The 20,776-nt window shown below is 41.1% G+C and carries 18 protein-coding genes and 2 pseudogenes; 18 read left to right on the top strand and 2 right to left on the bottom strand.

The genetic code is table 11. The features are described from left to right. Positions 1–23 precede the first annotated feature (23 nt). The 14 genes and pseudogenes from C7E02_RS12485 to C7E02_RS19820 all read left to right on the top strand — a co-directional run bounded on the left by C7E02_RS12485 (position 24) and on the right by C7E02_RS19820 (position 12,348). Positions 24–728, top strand: a complete 705-nt coding sequence (locus C7E02_RS12485; protein ID WP_105309712.1) for a response regulator transcription factor — start codon at positions 24–26, stop codon at positions 726–728. A gap of 32 nt (positions 729–760) precedes the next feature. Continuing rightward, a complete protein-coding gene (locus C7E02_RS12480) occupies positions 761–2,173 on the top strand; it encodes a sensor histidine kinase (RefSeq protein ID WP_105309711.1) in 1,413 nt (470 codons plus the stop codon). A 61-nt stretch (positions 2,174–2,234) separates the two neighbouring features. Next, positions 2,235–3,515 (top strand): S1C family serine protease, encoded by a 1,281-nt coding sequence (locus C7E02_RS12475; RefSeq protein WP_105309710.1) that lies wholly within the window; start codon positions 2,235–2,237, stop codon positions 3,513–3,515. 109 nt (positions 3,516–3,624) lie between these two features. Beyond that, positions 3,625–4,566, top strand: a complete 942-nt coding sequence (locus C7E02_RS12470; RefSeq protein WP_005338523.1) for a 3'-5' exoribonuclease YhaM family protein — start codon at positions 3,625–3,627, stop codon at positions 4,564–4,566. Positions 4,567–4,676: 110 nt separating this feature from the next. Continuing rightward, a complete protein-coding gene (gene rlmD / locus C7E02_RS12465) occupies positions 4,677–6,071 on the top strand; it encodes a 23S rRNA (uracil(1939)-C(5))-methyltransferase RlmD (RefSeq protein WP_105309709.1) in 1,395 nt (464 codons plus the stop codon). A 420-nt stretch (positions 6,072–6,491) separates the two neighbouring features. Beyond that, a pseudogene (locus tag C7E02_RS20485) lies at positions 6,492–6,629 on the top strand (helix-turn-helix domain-containing protein); the annotation flags it as partial. A gap of 4 nt (positions 6,630–6,633) precedes the next feature. Next, complete coding sequence (locus C7E02_RS12455) at positions 6,634–7,335, top strand: class I SAM-dependent methyltransferase (protein WP_105309708.1); 702 nt, start codon at positions 6,634–6,636, stop codon at positions 7,333–7,335. Between the two features lie 78 nt (positions 7,336–7,413). Then, positions 7,414–8,127, top strand: coding sequence for a lantibiotic protection ABC transporter ATP-binding protein (locus C7E02_RS12450; protein WP_105309707.1), 714 nt, complete (start codon positions 7,414–7,416; stop codon positions 8,125–8,127). Next, positions 8,120–8,851 carry a lantibiotic immunity ABC transporter MutE/EpiE family permease subunit gene (locus C7E02_RS12445; protein WP_004853398.1) on the top strand — a complete coding sequence of 244 codons (732 nt, stop codon included), beginning with the start codon at positions 8,120–8,122 and terminating at the stop codon, positions 8,849–8,851. The genes C7E02_RS12450 and C7E02_RS12445 overlap by 8 nt, the downstream gene beginning before the upstream one ends. Position 8,852: 1 nt before the next feature. Then, on the top strand, positions 8,853–9,593 hold the full coding sequence (locus tag C7E02_RS12440; RefSeq protein WP_005330844.1) for a lantibiotic immunity ABC transporter MutG family permease subunit: 741 nt from the start codon (positions 8,853–8,855) through the stop codon (positions 9,591–9,593). A gap of 14 nt (positions 9,594–9,607) precedes the next feature. Further along, positions 9,608–10,270 carry a response regulator transcription factor gene (locus C7E02_RS12435; RefSeq protein WP_105309706.1) on the top strand — a complete coding sequence of 221 codons (663 nt, stop codon included), beginning with the start codon at positions 9,608–9,610 and terminating at the stop codon, positions 10,268–10,270. After that, entirely contained in the window at positions 10,258–11,634 is a 1,377-nt protein-coding gene (locus C7E02_RS12430) for a sensor histidine kinase (RefSeq protein ID WP_105309705.1), read from the top strand. The genes C7E02_RS12435 and C7E02_RS12430 overlap by 13 nt, the downstream gene beginning before the upstream one ends. Before the next feature lie 125 nt (positions 11,635–11,759). Beyond that, positions 11,760–11,930: pseudogene (locus C7E02_RS19825) on the top strand (helix-turn-helix domain-containing protein); the annotation flags it as partial. A gap of 142 nt (positions 11,931–12,072) precedes the next feature. Then, positions 12,073–12,348 carry a CD1845 family protein gene (locus tag C7E02_RS19820; protein ID WP_242978815.1) on the top strand — a complete coding sequence of 92 codons (276 nt, stop codon included), beginning with the start codon at positions 12,073–12,075 and terminating at the stop codon, positions 12,346–12,348. A gap of 73 nt (positions 12,349–12,421) precedes the next feature. On the opposite strand, the gene C7E02_RS12420 is transcribed toward C7E02_RS19820, so the two are convergent. Beyond that, positions 12,422–13,885 carry an ATP-binding protein gene (locus tag C7E02_RS12420; protein WP_330406780.1) on the bottom strand — a complete coding sequence of 488 codons (1,464 nt, stop codon included), beginning with the start codon at positions 13,883–13,885 and terminating at the stop codon, positions 12,422–12,424. On the opposite strand from C7E02_RS12420, the gene C7E02_RS12415 reads away from it, so the two are divergent. Next, positions 13,866–15,068: a relaxase/mobilization nuclease domain-containing protein gene (locus C7E02_RS12415; protein WP_105309703.1), complete on the top strand. Its 1,203-nt coding sequence runs from the start codon at positions 13,866–13,868 to the stop codon at positions 15,066–15,068. The genes C7E02_RS12420 and C7E02_RS12415 overlap by 20 nt on opposite strands. Before the next feature lie 341 nt (positions 15,069–15,409). Here C7E02_RS12415 and C7E02_RS12405 read toward each other — a convergent pair whose 3' ends face one another. After that, positions 15,410–15,718 carry a helix-turn-helix domain-containing protein gene (locus tag C7E02_RS12405; RefSeq protein ID WP_105309701.1) on the bottom strand — a complete coding sequence of 103 codons (309 nt, stop codon included), beginning with the start codon at positions 15,716–15,718 and terminating at the stop codon, positions 15,410–15,412. A gap of 264 nt (positions 15,719–15,982) precedes the next feature. Here C7E02_RS12405 and C7E02_RS12400 point away from each other — a divergent pair, with 264 nt between their 5' ends. From C7E02_RS12400 to C7E02_RS12390, 3 genes are all read left to right on the top strand, one after another. Next, a complete protein-coding gene (locus tag C7E02_RS12400; RefSeq protein WP_005338343.1) occupies positions 15,983–17,779 on the top strand; it encodes an ABC transporter ATP-binding protein in 1,797 nt (598 codons plus the stop codon). After that, complete coding sequence (locus C7E02_RS12395) at positions 17,772–19,526, top strand: ABC transporter ATP-binding protein (protein ID WP_105309700.1); 1,755 nt, start codon at positions 17,772–17,774, stop codon at positions 19,524–19,526. The genes C7E02_RS12400 and C7E02_RS12395 overlap by 8 nt, the downstream gene beginning before the upstream one ends. A gap of 164 nt (positions 19,527–19,690) precedes the next feature. After that, entirely contained in the window at positions 19,691–20,677 is a 987-nt protein-coding gene (locus C7E02_RS12390; protein ID WP_105309699.1) for a helix-turn-helix domain-containing protein, read from the top strand. Positions 20,678–20,776 lie beyond the last annotated feature (99 nt).

The following is a 20,776-nucleotide window of genomic DNA, read 5'->3' as shown; positions in this document are numbered from 1 at the left end:
GCAAAAATCAGGGAGAATAAATAATGGTTAATAAACAGAAAATTTTGATCGTGGATGACGATGAGGCAATTGCAGAGCTTGTATCTTTGTATCTTGCAAAAGAATGTTTTGACACGATGATGGTTCATGACGGGGAGAAGGCACTTGTAGCATTCGACACCTATCACCCGAATCTGGTACTTTTAGATTTGATGCTTCCGGGTATTGACGGGTATCAGGTCTGCCGCGAGATCCGTGCGCGGGCAAATACACCGATTATCATGCTTTCCGCAAAAGGGGAGGTTTTTGATAAGGTGCTTGGTCTGGAGCTTGGAGCCGATGACTATATTATGAAGCCATTTGATTCAAAAGAGCTTGTGGCGCGCGTAAAAGCAGTACTCCGCCGTTATCAGGCAGTGCCGAAACCAGAGGTTCCTGCAGTAGATAAGGGAAAATGTGTGGAATACCCGGGAATCGAGATCAATCTGACGAATTATTCTGTTCTGGTCGATGGGAAGAATGTAGAGATGCCGCCGAAAGAGCTGGAGCTTCTTTACTTCCTGGCATCTTCGCCAAATCAGGTGTTTACAAGAGAGCAGCTTTTGGATCAAATCTGGGGATATGAGTATATTGGAGATACCCGTACGGTTGATGTGCATATTAAGCGTTTGCGCGAGAAGATCAAAGATCATAATGGCTGGAAACTTGCCACCGTATGGGGCATTGGATACAAGTTTGAAGTAAAGTAACAGATCAGGAAACCACATAGAAGAGGCATTGTATGAAAAGTACATTGTATTTAAAATTTATCATCATATATATGATTTTCGGGTTCATGAGTTTGTTCACAGTAGCAACGCTTACAAGAACATTGACAGAAGAACCTCTTGAACGGGATCTGGCTGCGGGTGTTTATCAGGAAGCGAACCTGGTGGCAAATGAGTATCTGCCACGTTATTTCCTTGAACAGATTGATGAAAGTGCTGTCCATACACAACTTGTTGGAATGGAAGCGCATCTGGACGGGGCAGTCTGGTTCGTAGACCGGGAAGGTAATATGATCACTTCCGCACATTCCGACGGATATCCGACAGCACCGACTGCGATTGAAGATTTTAACCCGGCAGAAATTGGCAGCGCAAAGTATGAAGTCGGAACATATCACGATTATTTTAAAGAAGATATGATCACAGTCATTGCACCGGTTGTACATGGATATTCCACACAAGGGTATCTGCTGATACACAAAAGCATGACTCAGATTGGACAATTACAGATTACATTAATGAATGCAGCGTATATCACACTTGCAGTCATCTATCTGTTGTCATTTTCCATTTTGCTTGGAATTCAGTTTATCGTGTACAGACCGCTCTGCAAGATAACCGAGGCAGCGAAACAATATGCGTCCGGTAATCTGGACTATGAGATTCCTGTGAACACAGAAGATGAGATTGGTTATCTGTCAGCATCGCTGAACTTTATGTCTTCCAAGCTTCGGGATATGGAGGATTATCAGAAGAAATTTGTGGCAAATGTGTCACATGATTTCCGCTCTCCTTTAACATCGATCAAAGGGTATGTAGAGGCAATTGCAGATGGGACAATCCCGCCGGAAATGCAGGGGAAATATCTGAATATCATTTTATTTGAGACAGAGAGGCTGACCGATCTGACCAAGGATCTCCTTACGTTGAATGAATTCGATACGAAGAATTTATTACTGGATAAAGTTCCATTTGACATTCATGAAATGATTAAAAATGTGGCAGCCTCCTTTGAGGGACGTTGCACGCAGAAAAAGATTTCTATTGAGCTGGTCTTTGCCAGAAAGCATTTGAAAGTAGTAGCAGATAAGCGAAAGATTCAGCAAGTGCTCTACAATTTGCTTGATAATGCGATCAAATTCAGTGACCAGGATTCAATCATTACGATTGAAACGACCGAACGTGGGGATAAGATCTACACGTCGGTCAAAGATTATGGAATTGGAATTCCGAGAAATGCACTGAATAAGATCTGGGAGAGATTTTATAAATCCGATCTGTCCCGTGGAAAAGATAAAAAAGGAACCGGCCTTGGGCTTGCAATTGTCAAAGAGGCGATACAGGCTCACGGTGAAAATATTAATGTAGTCAGTACAGAAGGTGTCGGTACCGAGTTCATTTTCTCGTTGCCGAAGGCAGAGGGATAAGGTATACTGTAAATATCTTCTTTGTTGAATATAAGGTTTGTAAAGGAGCCTGCGTGTACGCATGAAAGATGAGAAAGAACCATTAGAGCAAAAGCAGAACTCGGAAGAAGAGGAGTATTCTTTTTTACAGGAAATCATTAAAGATGAGGCAGGAGATCAGGCGAAGTGGAAACACGACGTCCTTAGAAGGATTCAGTTAGGATTAATATTCGGACTGGTGGCCTGCTTTACTTTTTTTGCGTGCAAACCGTGGGTGGAGAAGAGATTTGAAGAAGATCCGACGGAAGTAACAATTCCACAGGACGAACAGCAGGAAGAAAATCAGACACAGCAGGAAGAGGAACAAGGCCAGGAACAAAAAACCGTTCTGACAACAGAAACCTATCAGGAAATGCTGAATAATCTGAAGCAGGTGTCAGGAGAAGTGAGAAAAAGTGTTGTAGAGATTCAGGGCGCTGTTACAGAAGAGGAATTTTCGAAAGATCAGGAAGATAAGGAAAAGAGTATTTCCGGAATGATCGTGGCAGATAATGGTCAGGAACTTCTGATTCTCGCAGGAGAGCTTCCGGTAAAAGACGCGAAGATCATCCGTGTTACATTTTCCGGAGACAGTCAGTGCGATGCCATCCTGAAGAGCCGGGATGCAGGGCTGGGACTGTGTGTTTATGCAGTTCAGAGAAAGAATATTGCGGATGATGTATGGGCACAGATTGAGACCGCGACACTTGGCGGCTCAAAAGTTGTGTCCGAAGGCGATACAGTTATTGCTGTCGGGAAATTGTATGGCCGTGATACGATTGCCGGATATGGTGTGATCGAGTCTGGCGAAAATTATCTGGATAAGGCAGATGGACAGTATCAGACCATTTATACGGATGTGGCAGGAGATATTTCCGGAAGCGGAGTTCTTGTGAATATCCGTGGAGAGGTGATTGGAATTATCAACACTTCTGTCAGAACAGACGATCAGACAAATAAGATTTCCGGATATGGAATTTCTGATATCAAAGATGTGATAGAATTACTTTCTAATGGGAAAAATGTACCATATCTTGGAGTGTCCGGTGTAGAGGTAAGCAGCGAGATGCAGGGACAGGGAATTCCACAAGGTGTTTATGTGAAAGAAGTCGATGCAGGATCTCCGGCTATGGCAGCAGGAATTCAGAGTGGTGATATCATTACCAATATTGCAGATACAGATATCATCAATCTTCTTGGTTATCATAATACGCTTATGAAGCAAAATGAGGGAGATAAAATTCTTGTTCGTGGAAAACGTCAGGGAACCGGAGGAGAATATGTGGATATTGACTTTGGAGTCACAGTTGGGTATAAACAGTAAGGAATACTATGCGAAACTATGATGGTGTGTTGCAACAATAACAGAAAATAGTGAACAGATGCCAGCGGAAGCTGACTGATATAAAATTAAGAAAAGAAAGGCACGAATTATGAGATATATTGATACTCTTGTAGAAGGAGAAACAATTCGAAATATATATTTATGTAAAGGAAAGAGATCCGCAGAGACTCGGAATGGAAAGCCGTATGACAATCTGATACTTCAGGATAAGACAGGAACTCTGGACGGAAAAGTCTGGGATCCGAATTCCAATGGAATTGCTGATTATGATGAGAAAGATTTCATTGAAGTATTCGGAGATGTCATCAGTTATAATAACAATCTTCAATTGAACATCCGCCAGATCAGAAAAGCACAGGAAGGCGAATACATACCTGCAGATTATATGCCTTCGACAGAAAAAAGCGTAGATGGGATGTACGAAGAACTGCTTTCCTACGGAAGACAGATCAGCAATCCGTATCTGCGTGGAGTGATTGAGTATTATTTTGAAAAAGACGAGAAATTCATTCGCACATTCAAAGGACATTCCGCAGCAAAGAGTGTACACCACGGATTTGCCGGAGGACTCTTGGAGCACACATTGAGTGTTGTGAAATTCTGCGAGTATATGGTTGGACAGTATGATATTCTCAACAAAGACCTGCTTTACACAGCAGCTATGTGCCACGATATCGGAAAGACAATTGAGTTGTCACCATTCCCGGAAAATGATTACACAGACGATGGACAGCTTCTTGGTCATATCATTATCGGAATCGAGATGATCGATGATGCAATCCGCGAGATTCCAGAATTCCCAAAACAGCTTGCAAGTGAGCTGAAACACTGCATCGTGGCACACCACGGAGAGTTAGAATACGGTTCCCCGAAAAAACCGGCACTGGCAGAAGCCATGGCACTAAATCTTGCCGACAACGCAGACGCCAAGATGCAGACATTAAAAGAAATATTCAAAGACAAAAAAGCCGGAGAGTGGCTTGGATATAACAGATTGTTCGAGTCAAACTTAAGAAAAACAACAATATAGTAATGTAATGGGGACGTAGCAAAACGTAAAAATACTACGTCCCCACCAGTGATTAAGGGTGTCCCTTTTTGTAAAAAGGGGTGCCCCAATTCTTATTATGAGGTATGAATATGCAGAAAAATGATTTGGTTACAGTGGCAATTGAAGATATTGGTGTCGGGGGAGAAGGCATTGGTAAAGTAGATGGGTATACTTTATTTATAAAAGATGCGATTATCGGTGATGTGGTTGAAGCCAAGATTGTGAAGGCAAAGAAGAACTACGGTTATGCAAGACTTATGAATATTGTTACGCCGTCTGAAAATCGTGTAGAAAAGCCAGCGTGTCCGATGGCGAGAAGATGTGGTGGCTGCCAGATTCAGGAGATGAAGTATGGAGCCCAGCTTTCATTTAAAGAAGGAAAAGTCCGTGGTAATCTGGAACGAATCGGAGAAGTCCCGACAGAACTTCTTGACAAAGTTATGCAGCCTATTGTTGGCATGGAAGAGCCATTTCATTATCGAAATAAAGCGCAGTTCCCAATTGGAACAGACAAAGAAGGACACATTATCACTGGATTTTACGCAGGAAGAACACACAGCATCATTCCGAATACAGACTGTACACTGGGTGTAGCGGTCAATCAGAAAATTCTCGAGATTATTCTGCATTTTATGGAGAATAATCACATTTCTGCATACGACGAGGAGAAGCATAAGGGGCTGGTGCGTCATGTGTTGATCCGTTATGGATTCAAAACTGATGAAATCATGGTTTGTCTTGTGATGAATGGGGAAAAACTGCCACACGCAGAAAAACTTGTGGATAAATTATGTGAAATCTCAGGAATGACAAGCATCACAATCAGTGTGAACAAGGCAAAAACTAATGTCATCATGGGAAATGAAATAAAACTGCTCTGGGGGCAGACGTACATCACGGATTATATTGGAAATGTAAAGTATCAGATTTCCCCTCTGTCATTTTACCAGGTGAATCCGGTCCAGACAGAGAAGTTATACGGACTGGCACTGGACTATGCAGATTTAAATGGAAATGAGACGGTGTGGGATCTCTACTGTGGAATCGGAACCATTTCCCTGTTCCTTGCTCAGAATGCAAAGCAGGTATATGGGGTGGAAATCGTACCGCAGGCCATTGACGATGCAAGGAATAATGCGAAGATCAATGATATTACGAATGCGGAATTCTATGTAGGCAAGGCAGAGGAAGTTCTGCCGGAATATTACCGTGAATATCAGGAAAGTCATGGAGGAGAGACTGCCCATGCAGATGTGATCGTTGTGGATCCGCCACGCAAAGGCTGCGAGGAATCATTGCTACAGACCATTGTAGACATGCAGCCAGAAAAAGTTGTATATGTTAGCTGCGACAGCGCCACACTGGCAAGAGATGTTAAGTTCCTAAGAGAAAGCGGATATGAACTAAAAAAAATCACGCCAGTTGATCAATTCCCGAACACCGTGCATGTGGAGACGGTTGTTTTATTGTCCAAACCAGGATAATAGTTGGATGATTCGATGACTGGAAAGTAAAGAATTATTATATAAGTCAACGAATACTGGGAAGCAGATGACTAGAATTTGAAGAAGTGTTATATAAGTCAATACATGCTTGACATTTGTTGACTAGATCTTAGAATAGTACAATCAAAGTCAAAGTGTAGCCAGTAAATTGATGACTTAGACAAGAAATTTTGCAATAATTGGTCAGAGCGGTAAATGGTATTCGTAATATGGCAGAAGAGATTGTGTTAAATGAATTGATTTACAGGTAAACAAAGAGCTGAACAGGTAGGAAGAAAAATCCTATTTGTTCAGCTTTGGTGTTTATAAGGGGTCAAAGAAGAAGCATATTACAATTCTACTGCTAGTCGATTGATTTATGCATACTCCCATTATAATATGTGTGCAGGAGGTGGATGTATGTATCAAATTAGTAATGAAAAATTCGGTTTATTTGTAACCGAATTAAGAAAGAAAAAGAATTTAACTCAAAAGGATTTGGCTGAAAAATTATATGTATCAGATAAAACGGTCAGCAAATGGGAACGTGGATATTCAGAATATGTCATGGGTAGAAGATACCAACAGACAAGTAGATTTTCTAATCAAGCAGTTACAGTTAAAAGGGACGGAAAAAATACTTGATCTTGCATGTGGATTTGGTCGGCACTCACTGGAGTTTGCCAGACGTGGGTATGATGTTACCGGTATTGATATTACACCGGCGTACATAGATTATGCAAACGAGCAGGCAAAAAAAGAAAATTTGAATGTAAAGTTCATTTGTCAGGACATTCGCACGATTACATTTGATAAGGAATATGATGTTGTGCTGAATATGGCGGATGGAGCAATAGGATATCTTGAAGACGATGAGGAAAATCATAAGATTTTTTCTGTCATTGCGAAAGCATTAAAAAATGGTGGAAAGCACTTTATGGACATCATGAATGGAAGCTATGCCAAAACACATTTCCCTTGCAAGTTATGGGATGCAGGAGAAAAGGGACTTACATTATCTGCTTTTGAATGGGAGAAGGATAGAAAAACGCTGATATATGGGCAGGTAGACTATATGTATGGAGAAGCACTTTATAAGCCTGAAATGAAAGAAGGAAATCCTATAAGGTTATATAGTTTGGATGAAATCACGGAGATATTCTGTAAATTAGGACTTCGTATTTGTAACAGCTTTGCTGATTTCAGTGGAAAGCCGAGTTCTGATAATGATATTCAATTGATGGTTTATTCCATACGGGAATAAATCTTCATCAAATCTTTATTTTTTTCTGTTAGGTTATATTTCAGTAAGAAATGAAATATAGAAGGAAGGATAGTAAAGATGGAAATGATGTTACAGACACAAAATCTATGTAAATATTTTAGAAAACAGAAAGCGGTAAATAATGTTTCACTTAATATCGAAAAGGGACAGATTTATGGACTGCTTGGACCGAATGGCGCTGGTAAATCTACCACATTGAAAATGCTGACCGGTATGATGAAACCAACTGCAGGAAAGATTTACTTTGATGGAAAACTTTTGGATAGGAAAGATTTATCAAAAATAGGAGCGTTAATTGAAAATCCGCCTATTTATGAAAATCTTTCCGCCAGAGAGAATTTGAAGGTAAGACAATTATTGCTTGGTACAGATGAAAACAGAATTGATGAGGTCTTGCAGATTGTATCACTTACAAACACCGGAAAGAAGAAAGCAGGACAGTTTTCTTTGGGGATGAAGCAAAGACTAGGCATTGCAATGGCATTGCTTGGAGAACCGGAACTTTTGATATTGGATGAACCTACGAATGGATTAGATCCAATAGGCATCGAGGAATTACGAGAGCTGATCCGGTCTTTTCCGGAACAGGGAATCACTGTAATTCTCTCCAGTCATATTCTCTCAGAGGTACAGTTACTTGCAGATAAAGTCGGGATTATTTCAGGTGGAATCTTAGGATACGAAGGAGCATTAAAGCAGGGAGATAATCTTGAAGATTTGTTTATGAAGGTGGTAAGAAAAAACCAGAAAGCAGGTGAAATCCATGGTTAATATTATAAAAGCAGAACATCAAAAAGCCAAAAGAACCATGCGAAAAAAGTTTATCTGGGGATTTCCTCTTCTTACATTTGTCATGGCATTTATATTTACTCTTGGGATGACAAATGCTTATGCAGAAAGTGTTTGGAACTGGTGGTATACACTTTTGCTGCCTGGGATGATTGCTCTATTTTGTTATCTTTCTGTGGCGCAGGAGAAAAAGATAAAATACTATCATTTAATGACTATTCCCACAGACAGAAGAAAATTGTTGCTGGGGAAAATTATTTATATTGGGTACATGATTTTGTTTTCTAATGTGATTGTGTTTGCAGGAGCAACGCTTGGAGGCTTTCTTCTAACGACACATGTTCCAGTTGGAGGAGCGTTGATTGCAGTATTGTTTCTGACGGTTTCTGAGTTATGGGAGATTCCGGTAGCTTTATTTTTAAGTGAACGATTTGGAATGATTGTAAACCTGTTCGTCTGCCTATTTATTACCGTCAGCGGTGTGGTAATATCACAAACCAGAATCTGGTATGTACTTGTTTCTGCAATCCCTATGCGAATGATGTGCCCGTTGCTTCATGTTTTACCAAATGGACTTGCCGCAGAAGCAGGGAATCCTCTTTTGGATACGGGAGTCATTGTTCCGGGAATGTGTCTCTCAATCATCTGGTTTGTTTTTGTAACGGTTCTGTTTTTGAAATGGTTTGAGAGAAGAGAGGTGAAATAAGATGATTGGAAGATCTCTTAATGCAGACTTGCGAAAGATGAAAGGAACATCTGTGATTCTGGCACACTTACTGATTCCGATTATAACCAGCGTTATATTTTTAATATATTACTTTTTTTCACCATGGAATGAAAATATGAAAGTGATTGCATTTTATCAGGCAATAGGAGCAGGACTTCCGGTACTTATTGGAATTTTTACAGCAAGTGTGATGGAACAGGAACAAAATGCAGGTGATTTTCAAAATCTGTTGTCTTTACCGGATAAACCTGCAGCATTTTTATCGAAACTGTTGATGCTACTGGTTTTGTGTCTGTGCTCTATCCTATTGACAGCAATCATATTCGGAATTGGATTTGGAAGAATCGCATCAAGCGATATCGAAATCATGAAAGGATGTATATTTGCAGCATTGCTGCTGTGGGGAAGCAGTGTTCCACTTTATCTGTGGCAGCTGATTCTGGCTTTTCAGTTTGGAAAAGGGGTATCCATTGGAGCAGGGATTATATCAGGACTAATTAGTGCATTGATGCTTACCGGACTTGGAGATTATGTGTGGAAATATGTATTTGTCTGCTGGACGGGTAGAGTACCATATACTTATCTGCAATCTGTATTGGGAGAAACTAGTGTAGGTGAATGGTTGTCATTCATACCAGGTTGCTTAATATTTACAGGGATTAGTATGGTATACTATTTTTGGTGGGTAAACCACTGGGAAGGAAACAGAATATCGGAATAGAATCGAGGGAAACTATGGCAAAAATACTGGCAGTTGATGATGAACCGGCAATTTTGGAAATGATAGAAAGCATTTTGAATAAGGATGGACATCTGGTTACCAAAGTAAGTAATCCGCTGAAACTTAATATGGAAGAATTACATCGTTATGACCTGATTTTACTTGACATTATGATGCCTAGAATGGACGGCTTTGAATTATGCAAAAGAATCAGGGCACTTGTGGATTGTCCGATTTTGTTTCTTACCGCAAAAACGGAGGAAAAAAGTCTGGTGAACGGACTTTCTTTAGGAGCAGATGATTATATTTCAAAGCCATTTGGAGTGATGGAACTTCGGGCAAGGATCAATGCACATCTTAGAAGAGAGCACAGGGAACATTCTGTCCGGATGGTTTTGGGGAGGGTCTGTATTCAGATGTCTCAAAAGAAACTATTGGTTGATGATAAGGAACTTCCTCTTACGAAAGCGGAGTACGAAATTTGTGAATTCCTGGCTAAAAACAGGGGACAGGTTTTCTCGAAAGAACAGATTTTAGAAGAGGTCTTTGGTTTTGACAGTGAGAGTAATGACAGTACCATTATCACGCATATCAAAAATATAAGAGCAAAATTTGCGGATTATGATGATACACCGATAAAAACAGTCTGGGGGATTGGATATAAATGGGAAGAGTAAAGAGAAGCAATGCACTCAGCTGGATTTTTATGAGATATGTACTGGTCATGCTTGGATCATTAGTAGGTTTGGTGATTGTTGCTTGGCTGCTGCTGTACCTTTTGATTAGTGTGGGCTGTATCTATCCGGCGAATTATGCAGAGCAAAAGATTAATGAAGCATATGATACGATTTTACGTGCGGATAAAGTAACTGCTGAGATGATTCCTGCACTTTGTGATTATGTAATCTTTTCAGAGAATGGAGAGAAAATAGGTGGAGATCTGTCAGAACAATACGAACAGATAGCATGGAATGTTGCAAAGCACGGAAACGCATCCGGGAAATATTTTTATAAAGTAATTGTAAGGGAAAATGAATATGTTGTATTGCAATATCGCCTGACACCTCAATATCATTCAGCTTTTTTGAGGGAGCATTTTATAGGACCACAGAATGTGATGAGTATTATGTCAGTGATTGGAGCGGTAGCGATTATCATCATTCCGTCCATACGTTTTGGAAAAAGAATCAAAAAGCAGATGCAGCCTGTATTAGACGCAATCAGACAAATAAAGGATCAAAATCTGGAATATGAGACATCCTGTTCCGGTATCAAAGAGTTTGATGACTGTTTATCGGCAATCGATGATATGCGAGATGCATTGCGAGAATCTTTAGAAAAGCAGTGGAAAACAGAGCAGGAAAAGAAACAACAGATGTCTGCTTTGGCGCATGATATTAAAACACCTCTTACGATTGTACGGGGAAATGCAGAACTACTTTCAGAGACTGAACTGACCACAGAACAGAAGAATAATATCACTTATGTTTTGAATGGCACAACACAGATACAAAGTTATGTAAAACAGTTGATAGATGTCACAAAATCATGGAATTGCAGTGATGTTACCTATACAACGGTGAGGTTAGAAGATTTTTTCGCAGATATAAAGGAACAGGCACTCGGACTGGTAGAAATCTATCACCAGAAAATAGATTGGAAGGCGGGACAAAGTGATAAAAAGGTAACGATTGCTTATGATCCAATGTTCCGGGCCGTAATGAATATGATTCAGAATGCAGTGGAGCATACAAAAGAAAATGGAATCATTTATATTGACGCAAAGGAGCAGGATGGCCGGCTGACATTCATTGTGGAGGATAGCGGATCAGGATTTACAAAAGAAGCATTATTGCATGGCACAGAGCAGTTTTTTATGGATGACACAAGTAGAAATGGCGAAGCCCATTATGGGATGGGACTATTTTTTGCAAAAACTGTGGCTGAAAAATATGGTGGAGGTATTAAACTTTCAAATTCTGAAAATACAGGTGGGGCGAGGGTAGAAATATTTTTCCTGAGTAGTCAAGAAACAAGCTAAATAGACCGCAATTAAGCTATGTAAAAGAAATTTTACATGCTTTTATCTAATATGTAAAAGCCTTTTGATAGACATTACTACTACGTTTGCTGTAATCTCATAGAAGAAAGGGGGAATACAGAATTATGATAGCTGATAAAATTAAAAATGCTCGTACTATAAAGAAACTTACACAGGAACAGGTTGCTGAAGACCTCAATGTTTCCAGGCAGACTATTTCTAACTGGGAAAATGGAGTCTCTGTTCCAAATATTAATACACTTATTCTAATAAGTGAGAAATTTGATATTCCAGTTGATGAAATGTTAAAGTCAGGAGACGTTGTTGAAAAAATTGGTAACAATAAAACTCCTTTCAAAAAAGATAGAAATTATAGTATTGTATTTTTAACTATTGGTATTTTAGGGCTGATTAGTATACCTTTTGAAATGTCTGCTGATGATCGTAACTGCACCGGTCATTTTGGCGTTGACGCTTTTTGTCTGGCTCTGCATGGGGCTGATCTACATATCCAGTCTGGTGCTTGGTCTGCTCAGCACGGTAATTGCTCTGCTTGGCGTGGCTGTGCTGATTACCTATTCCCCGCAGAATGGTGTGATTTTGCTGGTTATGGAATTTTTGATTAGCCCGATGGGGCTATCGCTGGCTGCGATCTGGCTGCTGGGAAAGGTGCAGAGTTTGAAATTTGCGATCCAGGATTGGATGTATGGGTAAATGATGTGAATATAATCTGGAATGAAAAGAAGCAGGACAATGGGAGATGAGACCCAATGCCCTGCTTCTCTGTTTATTCGGAACGAACTGTAATATATTTTTGATTGCGACTTTTAGGTTTATCGGGAATAGTCATTTCTAATTGCCCGGATTCTAAAAGCGGATTGATATGCTTCAAAGTGAAGTTTCTTAAATCTTTGAAGCCGCAAAATACTGCAAGCTCTTTCTTGGATTTTGGTGTTGTGCAAAAAGCCAAAATCTGTTTGGACACCGTTGATAGTTCAATAACTTGGTGGGTAACTTGGTGGGTAACTTGGTGGGTAACTTGGTGGGCGTCACCCTCTAAGTTGTAGTTTACATTTTTCAAGATGACTCTGAAATCTGTTGCTGTTGAGGTAAATTCAGGCTTATATGCCTCTGTGTATCCAGGCAGCTTTTCGGTTTCACTGACGATTTTGCGCAGGCCACTTCCACGGCGTTCCATGTACTTCATGCGGTGGAACAGGTCAGCAATCACAGGGTTTCGTCGCATGGAACGGATACTGTAAATATCGTATTCCTGAATTGAGCCGCCGCCAAACATACCGCCCGGAGATGTGATTTCCACCCGATCATCAAACATATCAATATGGATTTCGCTGCCAAGCACAATATAATCACGATGGATAAGCGCATTGACAAGAGCCTCTGTCACGGCTCGTTCAGCATAATCCGGCTTGTCTACACGATACTGTGCCTTTTTGACAAAACGGACTTTGGAATTATTGCGAATAAATTCACTGCCGCTGTTCAGTAAATAAATCAAATTTCCCTCGTATTCTTTATCGTCCAGCGCATCATCAAAGATAGAGCCTTTTTCCAAGCCATTCCACCGGGTACAGAACATACGGGAGTTATAAACCGTGTGCTGATCGGTCATGAGTTTTCCGGCATTGGTCAGGAGTCCATTTTTATCAGTCAAACCAAAGGAAACATAATCGGATGGCTCAAAGCGGAGACCGGTCCGTTCCAGATAGGTTGCTTCCAGAAGTGTAAAGCTGTAATCCTTTTTTACCGCGTCTGTTGTTAGGGTATCAAAGGACTGATTGGTTCCCTTTAAGATCAATTCATTCACAATGTAATCAGGGGCAATTACGCTTTCATTTCCAACACGGATATATGCTTCCATTACGCCGTCTGCCTTGTAATAATATGGGGTGCTGCGGCCGGGAGAAACCTCCAGAGCTAATAGATTTTTACCATCTTCCTGTAATGGTTTTAAGATAAACTGAGGTAATGGTGTGATTCGTTCTTTGATTAAGCGGCTGATCGCCTCAGCATCCTTTTGAACATCGGACAAGCCGATAGGCTCCCGGTCATCGGAGACTCCGAAAAACAGAGTGCCGCCGATTCCATTAGAAAAGGAACTGACACTTTTTAACCAGCTTTTGGGTTTCTTTATATTATACCCATAAGGAGAGTTTATTTCAACGATAGGACCAGAGTTCAGAGAAAATATTTTGAGAGGAGGGCTTTTTATGGCAACTACAAGAATCATGCCGCTTCATGTCGGCAAAGGCCGCACAGAAAGTCGGGCGATCAGTGACATCATCGATTATGTGGCAAATCCGCAAAAGACTGACAACGGAAAACTCATTACCGGCTATGGCTGTGACAGCCGGACCGCCGATGCAGAATTTGCCAAGCGGTTTACCAAGGGCAATCATGCCTTTGTGGTCTGCACCCACATAGACAAGTCGCACATTCATAATCACATTATCTGGTCATCGGTCAGCTTAGAATATGACCGGAAATTCCGAAACTTTTGGGGCAGCACCAAGGCGGTTCGCCGGTTAAGTGATACCATCTGCATTGAAAACGGACTGTCCATTGTAGAGAATCCGAAACTTCACGGAAAAAGCTATAACAAGTGGCTGGGAGATCAGGCAAAGCCCTCTCACCGAGAGATGCTTCGTGTGGCAATTGACAACGCATTATCACAAAGTCCTGATGACTTTGAAGAACTGCTGAAGCTGTTGCAAGAGTATGGTTGTGAAGTCTCAAAGCGCGGAAAATCGTATCGACTGAAGCTCTCTGGTTGGGAGAAAGCACATACCCCGCGAAAGAAAACAGTCACACAGGCAGAGACGCCGAAGATCAATCTGCTGGTGGACATTCAGGCAAAATTGCAGGCTGGAAAAGGTGTTGGCTATGCTCGATGGGCTAAAGTTTTTAATCTGAAACAAATGGCGCAGACCATGAATTACCTGTCAGAGAACAATCTGCTGGAGTATGCGGTTTTGGAAGAAAAGGCTGCGGCTGCCACGGCACATCACAATGATCTTTCGGCGCAGATCAAAGCGGCTGAAAAGCGCATGGCAGAGATCGCTGTTCTGCGTACTCACATCGTAAATTATGCCAAGACCCGTGAGATCTATGTGGCATACCGCAAGGCGGGTTACTCTAAGAAATTCCGGGAGGAACATGAGGAAGAAATTCTGCTCCACCAGGCTGCTAAGAATGCCTTTGATGAGATGGGCGTCAAGAAGCTGCCCAAGGTCAAAGAGTTGCAGACAGAGTACGCAAAATTGCTGGAAGAAAAGAAAAAGACTTATTCCGAGTATCGGCGTTCCCGCGAAGAAATGCGGGAGCTTTTGACTGCAAAAGTGAATGTAGATCGAGTGCTGAAAATGGAGGTAGAACAGGATGTTGAAAAAGAAAAAGACCACGGCCAGCGGTAAGCTGGTCCTGGTCAAAAGCGTTCGCAGGCACTGGACATCCGGGGGATGTCCGTTTAGTGCCGACCGTAGTGGAACGGAGACCGCGCAGCCACAGAATGAAATTCTGTGTTCAAAGGGGCTTGGGGGCGCTGCCCCGGGCAAGCAAGCGGAGAGGAAAATCACGGAGGGATTTTCTTCCCTGCGGGCCTGTGTGTATTAACACAGGCATTGCTTGCCGGTTTCTCGTACCCTGTATTTTTGCCCTTTCGGGCGGTATTTCTTCAAATGAGAAAAAAGGACGCTTACACATCCTCCTTCTCATCATCCGCATCTTTCAATTTGATGGCTCCGTCAATGACACCTTACACAATGGGCAGATACTTCTCCGGGCAAAGCTGTAATTTGTGGCTTGTCTGCTGGCGCTGCTCACTGCCATCCCGAAGCAGCTCCGGGTTGAAGTAGCGTTCTGCGGGCAGCTTGCAAATGCGGATGAGCTGCATCACAACCGGCACGCTCGGTATTGTGCCGCACAGCTCGATATTTGCAAGATAGCGCGGGTCAATGCCGACCTTTTCGGTCAGCTCCCGGCGGGACATTTTCACAGCTTCACGCGCCTGCTGAACATCTGCTCCGAAGGTTTCAAATCCAGGGCAATCTTTTACATTCGGCATATCACATCACCCTGTTACATTCTATTGTTCATAGGATGTCCTGGGAATGATGTAGTATGCGCTTTTGATTCATTTTATAATTCGTATGTTTTTGTACTTTTTAGATATTGTATATTATTAAAAATTAATTGCACAATGACCGTTTTGGGCAAAAACGGGTATGTTTTGGGTTGAATTAAAATGAAATAACTAATAAGCTATATAGTGTGGTTAGTTTAGTGCAACTATTTTGTACTACCAATTTAAAAACGAGGAGGAAACCTTATGTTAGAGATAAAAGAACAAGATCGCAAAAAAGATCAAGAAGGGCAGGCTGCGATTAAACGTTTGTCCAAACCCATAAAAGTAAGGATACTTTTAGCTCAAATTTTTACAATTCTTTCTGCATTATTGTCTTTCGTTCCATATTTAGCTTTAGTGTGGTTAGGGGATATTTTTTTATCGGCGCAAACCACAGGCGAACAGATTAGTGCAGTACAAGTGCATAAAGTTGTGAATCTTTTAGTTATGGCTTTTCTTTCAAAATTGTTTTTCCATGCACTGTCTTTAATTATCACACATTTCGCGGATATGAAATTGCGTTTCATTATTCGCCAAAGGATTGTAGAACGTTTGAGCCATGTACCACTTGCGTGGTTTAGCCAAACTGATTCCGGTAAAATACGTAACGCTGTACAGGATGATACAAAAACGGTTCATACTGTCGTGGCTCATGCGCCAGTTGATATGCTAAACGGTGTGTTAGCGCCATTAGTACTACTTGTATTTATGTTTGTGATTAATTGGCGTTTAGCACTTATTAGTATCGTGACCATCCCACTATACTTTTTATTACAAGGAATTTCTATGAAGGATATGGGGCCAAAAACTGCTGAAATGAACAGGCATCTGGGGGAAGTTTCTTCTACAATGATTGAACTGGTTGCTGGTATCAAGGTAGTGAAAGCCTTCTCTAAGACTGGAAAAGCCCATCAAAATTACGCCAGCGCAGCAGAAGCTTTTTCTAAATCTTATTGGGATTGGTGTGCGCCATTGATTGGTCTTTGCTCTATAGCAGGAGAACTTATTTCAGCACCGTTACTTTTGTTCGTCAATTTCACCGGTGGCGCATTGGTTATGGGAGCCGGTTTAGCGAGTCTTCCTCAAGTTCTGGCTTGCACTTTAATAGCAATCGTTTTACCTGTTGCAATTAGCTCCGTTGCTAATATTACATGGTCCTATCAAATGGCTGGAGCTGCTGCCATCCGCCTTTGCGATATTATGGATACTCCCGTCATTCCTGAAACGAAATCTCCACAAAAGCCTAACGGACTTGTTCTGCAGGTGAAGGATGTTACTTACTCATATGGAGATACGCAAGCATTAAAAGGGGTTAATCTTACTTTGAATCCTAATACAATAACAGCTTTAATTGGCCCTTCTGGTTCTGGCAAGTCTACGCTTGCTACACTTATCGCACGTTTCGATGATCCGCAAAATGGTTCTATTAGTTTAGGAGGTGTAGACTTAAGAGACATTTCATCGCAAACGCTCTATGACAAAATTGCCTTTGTGCTTCAAGACCCTATGCTCATTAATGCCAGTATCCAGCGGAATATATCGCTTGCAAGACAGGATGCAAGTATAGAGGAGATCCGTAAAGCAGCGAAAATTGCTCAGATTGACGATTTGATTATGTCTCTACCTAAAGGTTATGATAGCGTATTGGGAACGGATTGTTCTTTATCGGGAGGAGAAAGCCAAAGAGTTAGCATCGCTCGTGCGGTTTTAGCAGATGCGCCAATTTTGATTATGGATGAGGCCACAGCTTTTGCTGATCCAGATTCAGAACTGGAAATTCAAAAAGCACTTAATGCATTGATTAAAGATCGTACTGTGTTGGTTATTGCGCATCGTCTAAATGCCATTTTAGGTGCAGACCAAATAGCTGTAATGGAGCAAGGAAAAATAATTGCTCTTGGAACGCATCATGAACTTTTAGATAATGTACATTATCAAGCATTATTAAGACAAGGTGGTTTCAATCATTTGAATGAGAAAGGAGAAATAAGGTATGAATAAGTCAAAATGGCTTTTATCGAGATTTCATCGTTATATGCTTGATAGAGACCAAAAAATGCACAAAAAAGGAACATTATTTTGTATTCTGTCAGGGGGCCTGATCGGTCTTGCACTTGCCATTATGATGCCAGCTACCACAACTCTGCAAACGCAAAGTACGCAGTGGGGAGTATCATTTTGGGGCTGGATGATTGTACTTGCCAGCGTAGCGCTATTGGCTTCTGTATTCTCTTTCTTAGGCACAAAGCTCAGTTATACGGCTGGCCTTGGCTTTATGAAAAATATGCAAACTATCGTGGGAAACAAGGTGGCGCGCTTACCACTTGGTTGGTTTCAAGCAGACAGTGCCGGAAAACTTTCGCGTATGGTAACGCAGGAAATGATTTCTACCGGTCAGACAGCCGCATTCTTTATTGGACAGCTACTAAAAAATGCGTCTGCAGTCGTTGTTTTCTGTATTGCCACATGGTTTTGGAATTGGCAGCTTGGTATGCTTTTAACGCTTGCTATTCCCGTTCTTTTTCTACTTATGAAAATTTCGCAAATTTGTGTGGGAAAAGGGAATAGTCTTGAAGAACCAGCGGAACAAGGAATTGCTTCCCGCGTAGTGGAATTCGCAAAGTGCCAGGGGGCACTTCGCGCCTGCCATGTTGGTGCAGACTACGAAGAACTGAAAGATAGTTTTGTGAACAGTAAAAAGCAATCTGTCCGCGGGCTATGGTGGAGCGCTTTGGGGCAGGTGCTTTCCGGTATGGGAGTACAAATGCTTGTTGCTGGAATGATTACCTTTGTAAGCCTCTTGGGACTTGCTGGAGATATGGGGGCATTAGAAACTGTGGTAATGATTGGCGTTACCTTGCGTTTTACTACACTCTTAAACGACATAGTATCTTCTCTTTTCGGAATGGAAGACCGTCGCCAAATGTTAAATGCTTTAGATGAAGTCGTAGATACTGCTGAAATGCCCAGCGTAACAAAGACCAAAGGTAATCCTAAAAATTCTGATGTTTCTTTAAATCAAGTGACCTTTGCATATGTAAAAGATAAGCCAGTGATAAGAAATATTAGCTTTACAGTGCCTGCCAATAAAATGTTTGCTATTGTTGGCCCTTCTGGTTGTGGCAAAACAACAATCATAAAGTTAATTGCTCGTTTTTATGATGTGAATGGTGGGAATATTTGTATTGGAGACATTGACTTGAGAGATTTTACAACCGAAGATTTGTTTAAGCAAGTGTCTTTTGTATTTCAAGATGTTTATCTTTTTAATGATAGCCTAAAAAACAATATACTTATGGCGAAGCCTGATACATCAGAACGAGAATTAAATGAAATTGCCGATCTTGCGGGTGTAACGGAAATGATTCAGCGACTTCCTGATGGATGGAATACCCTTTGCGGAGAAGGAGGACGAGCACTTTCCGGCGGTGAGCGCCAGCGCGTTTCGATTGCACGAGCTTTGTTGAAGCACGCTCCAATTGTCTTGTTTGACGAAGCGACCTCAGCACTTGATGCTGAGAACGAAACTAATATCGTGCGCTCCATAGAAACTCTCAGGAAAAGGTCTACATTGATTGTTGTAGCGCATAAGCTCGAAACAATTCAGATGGCGGACGAAATTATTGTGTTAAACAAAGAAGGGCATATAGCGGAGGTAGGTAGCCATGAAAAGCTATTGGCTAAAAATGGTGCCTATAAAGAATTTTGGGATAAACGCAACGCCAGTTCTCAATGGAAATTAGCATAAAATTATTCAACAAAATAGAAATAACCGGGCACAGAGCTATATCGCTGTGTCCGGTTATCTCTGTAATAATAGCTTGGGGTGATTTATTCTCTTGTTGACCAGCGCCTCAAAACAAGTTATTATATAGTTAGTTAACTCTAACGCACATTAGGGAGGGGATTCGAATGATACATGGAAGTGATTATCTCAGTAAGCTATATAACGATTTAATAACGAATACGCCTCAAACATTTTCCATGAATATTTCATCTGAGTTTGGGCCAGGTAGAATCGCACAGACTAAGATCAAACATGGTGTTATTCTTTCGGATTGGCAGATGCGCTATCAATCGGATACAGATGTGAACATGCAAGGCCCCGGTAATGACGAATATATGCAAATCATATTCTGTTTGAATGACGGTGTCTCATGGGGAATTATGAATGAACCGCGTTCCATTACATTACAAAAAAATGAATCTTGTATTTATGCAGGGACTGAGAGGGCGGAATATATTTGTTATAAGAAAAACAGTGATTTTTCTTTTAAGACCATAAAAATACCTATTACGTATTTTGCACAATTACTTTCGGAATACTTCGAGGGGCAAGAAGTTACAGTATATAGGAAGAAACTTTTAGAAGGGATTTCTAAAATTCCCGTTACTCCAATTATGGAGCAAATTTTGGCAGAAATGAATCAATTTTCTCAATATCGTGGCAGCCTGGGTTATCTATATTTAGACGGTAAACTATTAGAACTGTTATCTGTCTATTTAGGAGAGGTTCTTGAATTAGACATTTTGATGGGTAAAAACATCACAATGTCTCGGACTGAAAGAACTGCTATTATGGAGACAAAACGAATTATTGACAGCCAGATTGCTTTTGCTCCATCCTGTAAGGAATTATCGCGTCTGGTGCATTTGAGCGTACCAAAACTATCGCGAGGATTTTCATCTCTCTATGGAATATCAATTCATCAATATATTATTGACCAACGATTGGCGCAAGCAGCACAATTACTTTTGGATGGGGACAGGAATGTAAGTGAGATTGCTTCTATTGTGGGTTATGGAAAACCAAGTAATTTTGCAGCAGCCTTCAAAAAAAGATACGGTGTAATCCCTAAGAATTATAGGGAAACACGCTTTAATGGGTCAAATGAATAAAATTAGGTAGCTTTTGGGTAAAAACGGGTAGCTTTTTGGTTGAAATATTTTTTCACAGATGATAATCTATGCAGTGTGGTTAGCATATTCTAACCACAC

The organism is Dorea sp. Marseille-P4042 (assembly GCF_900290215.1).
Lineage (GTDB): Bacteria > Bacillota > Clostridia > Lachnospirales > Lachnospiraceae > Dorea > Dorea formicigenerans.
This window is presented reverse-complemented; position numbering and strand designations above follow the sequence as displayed.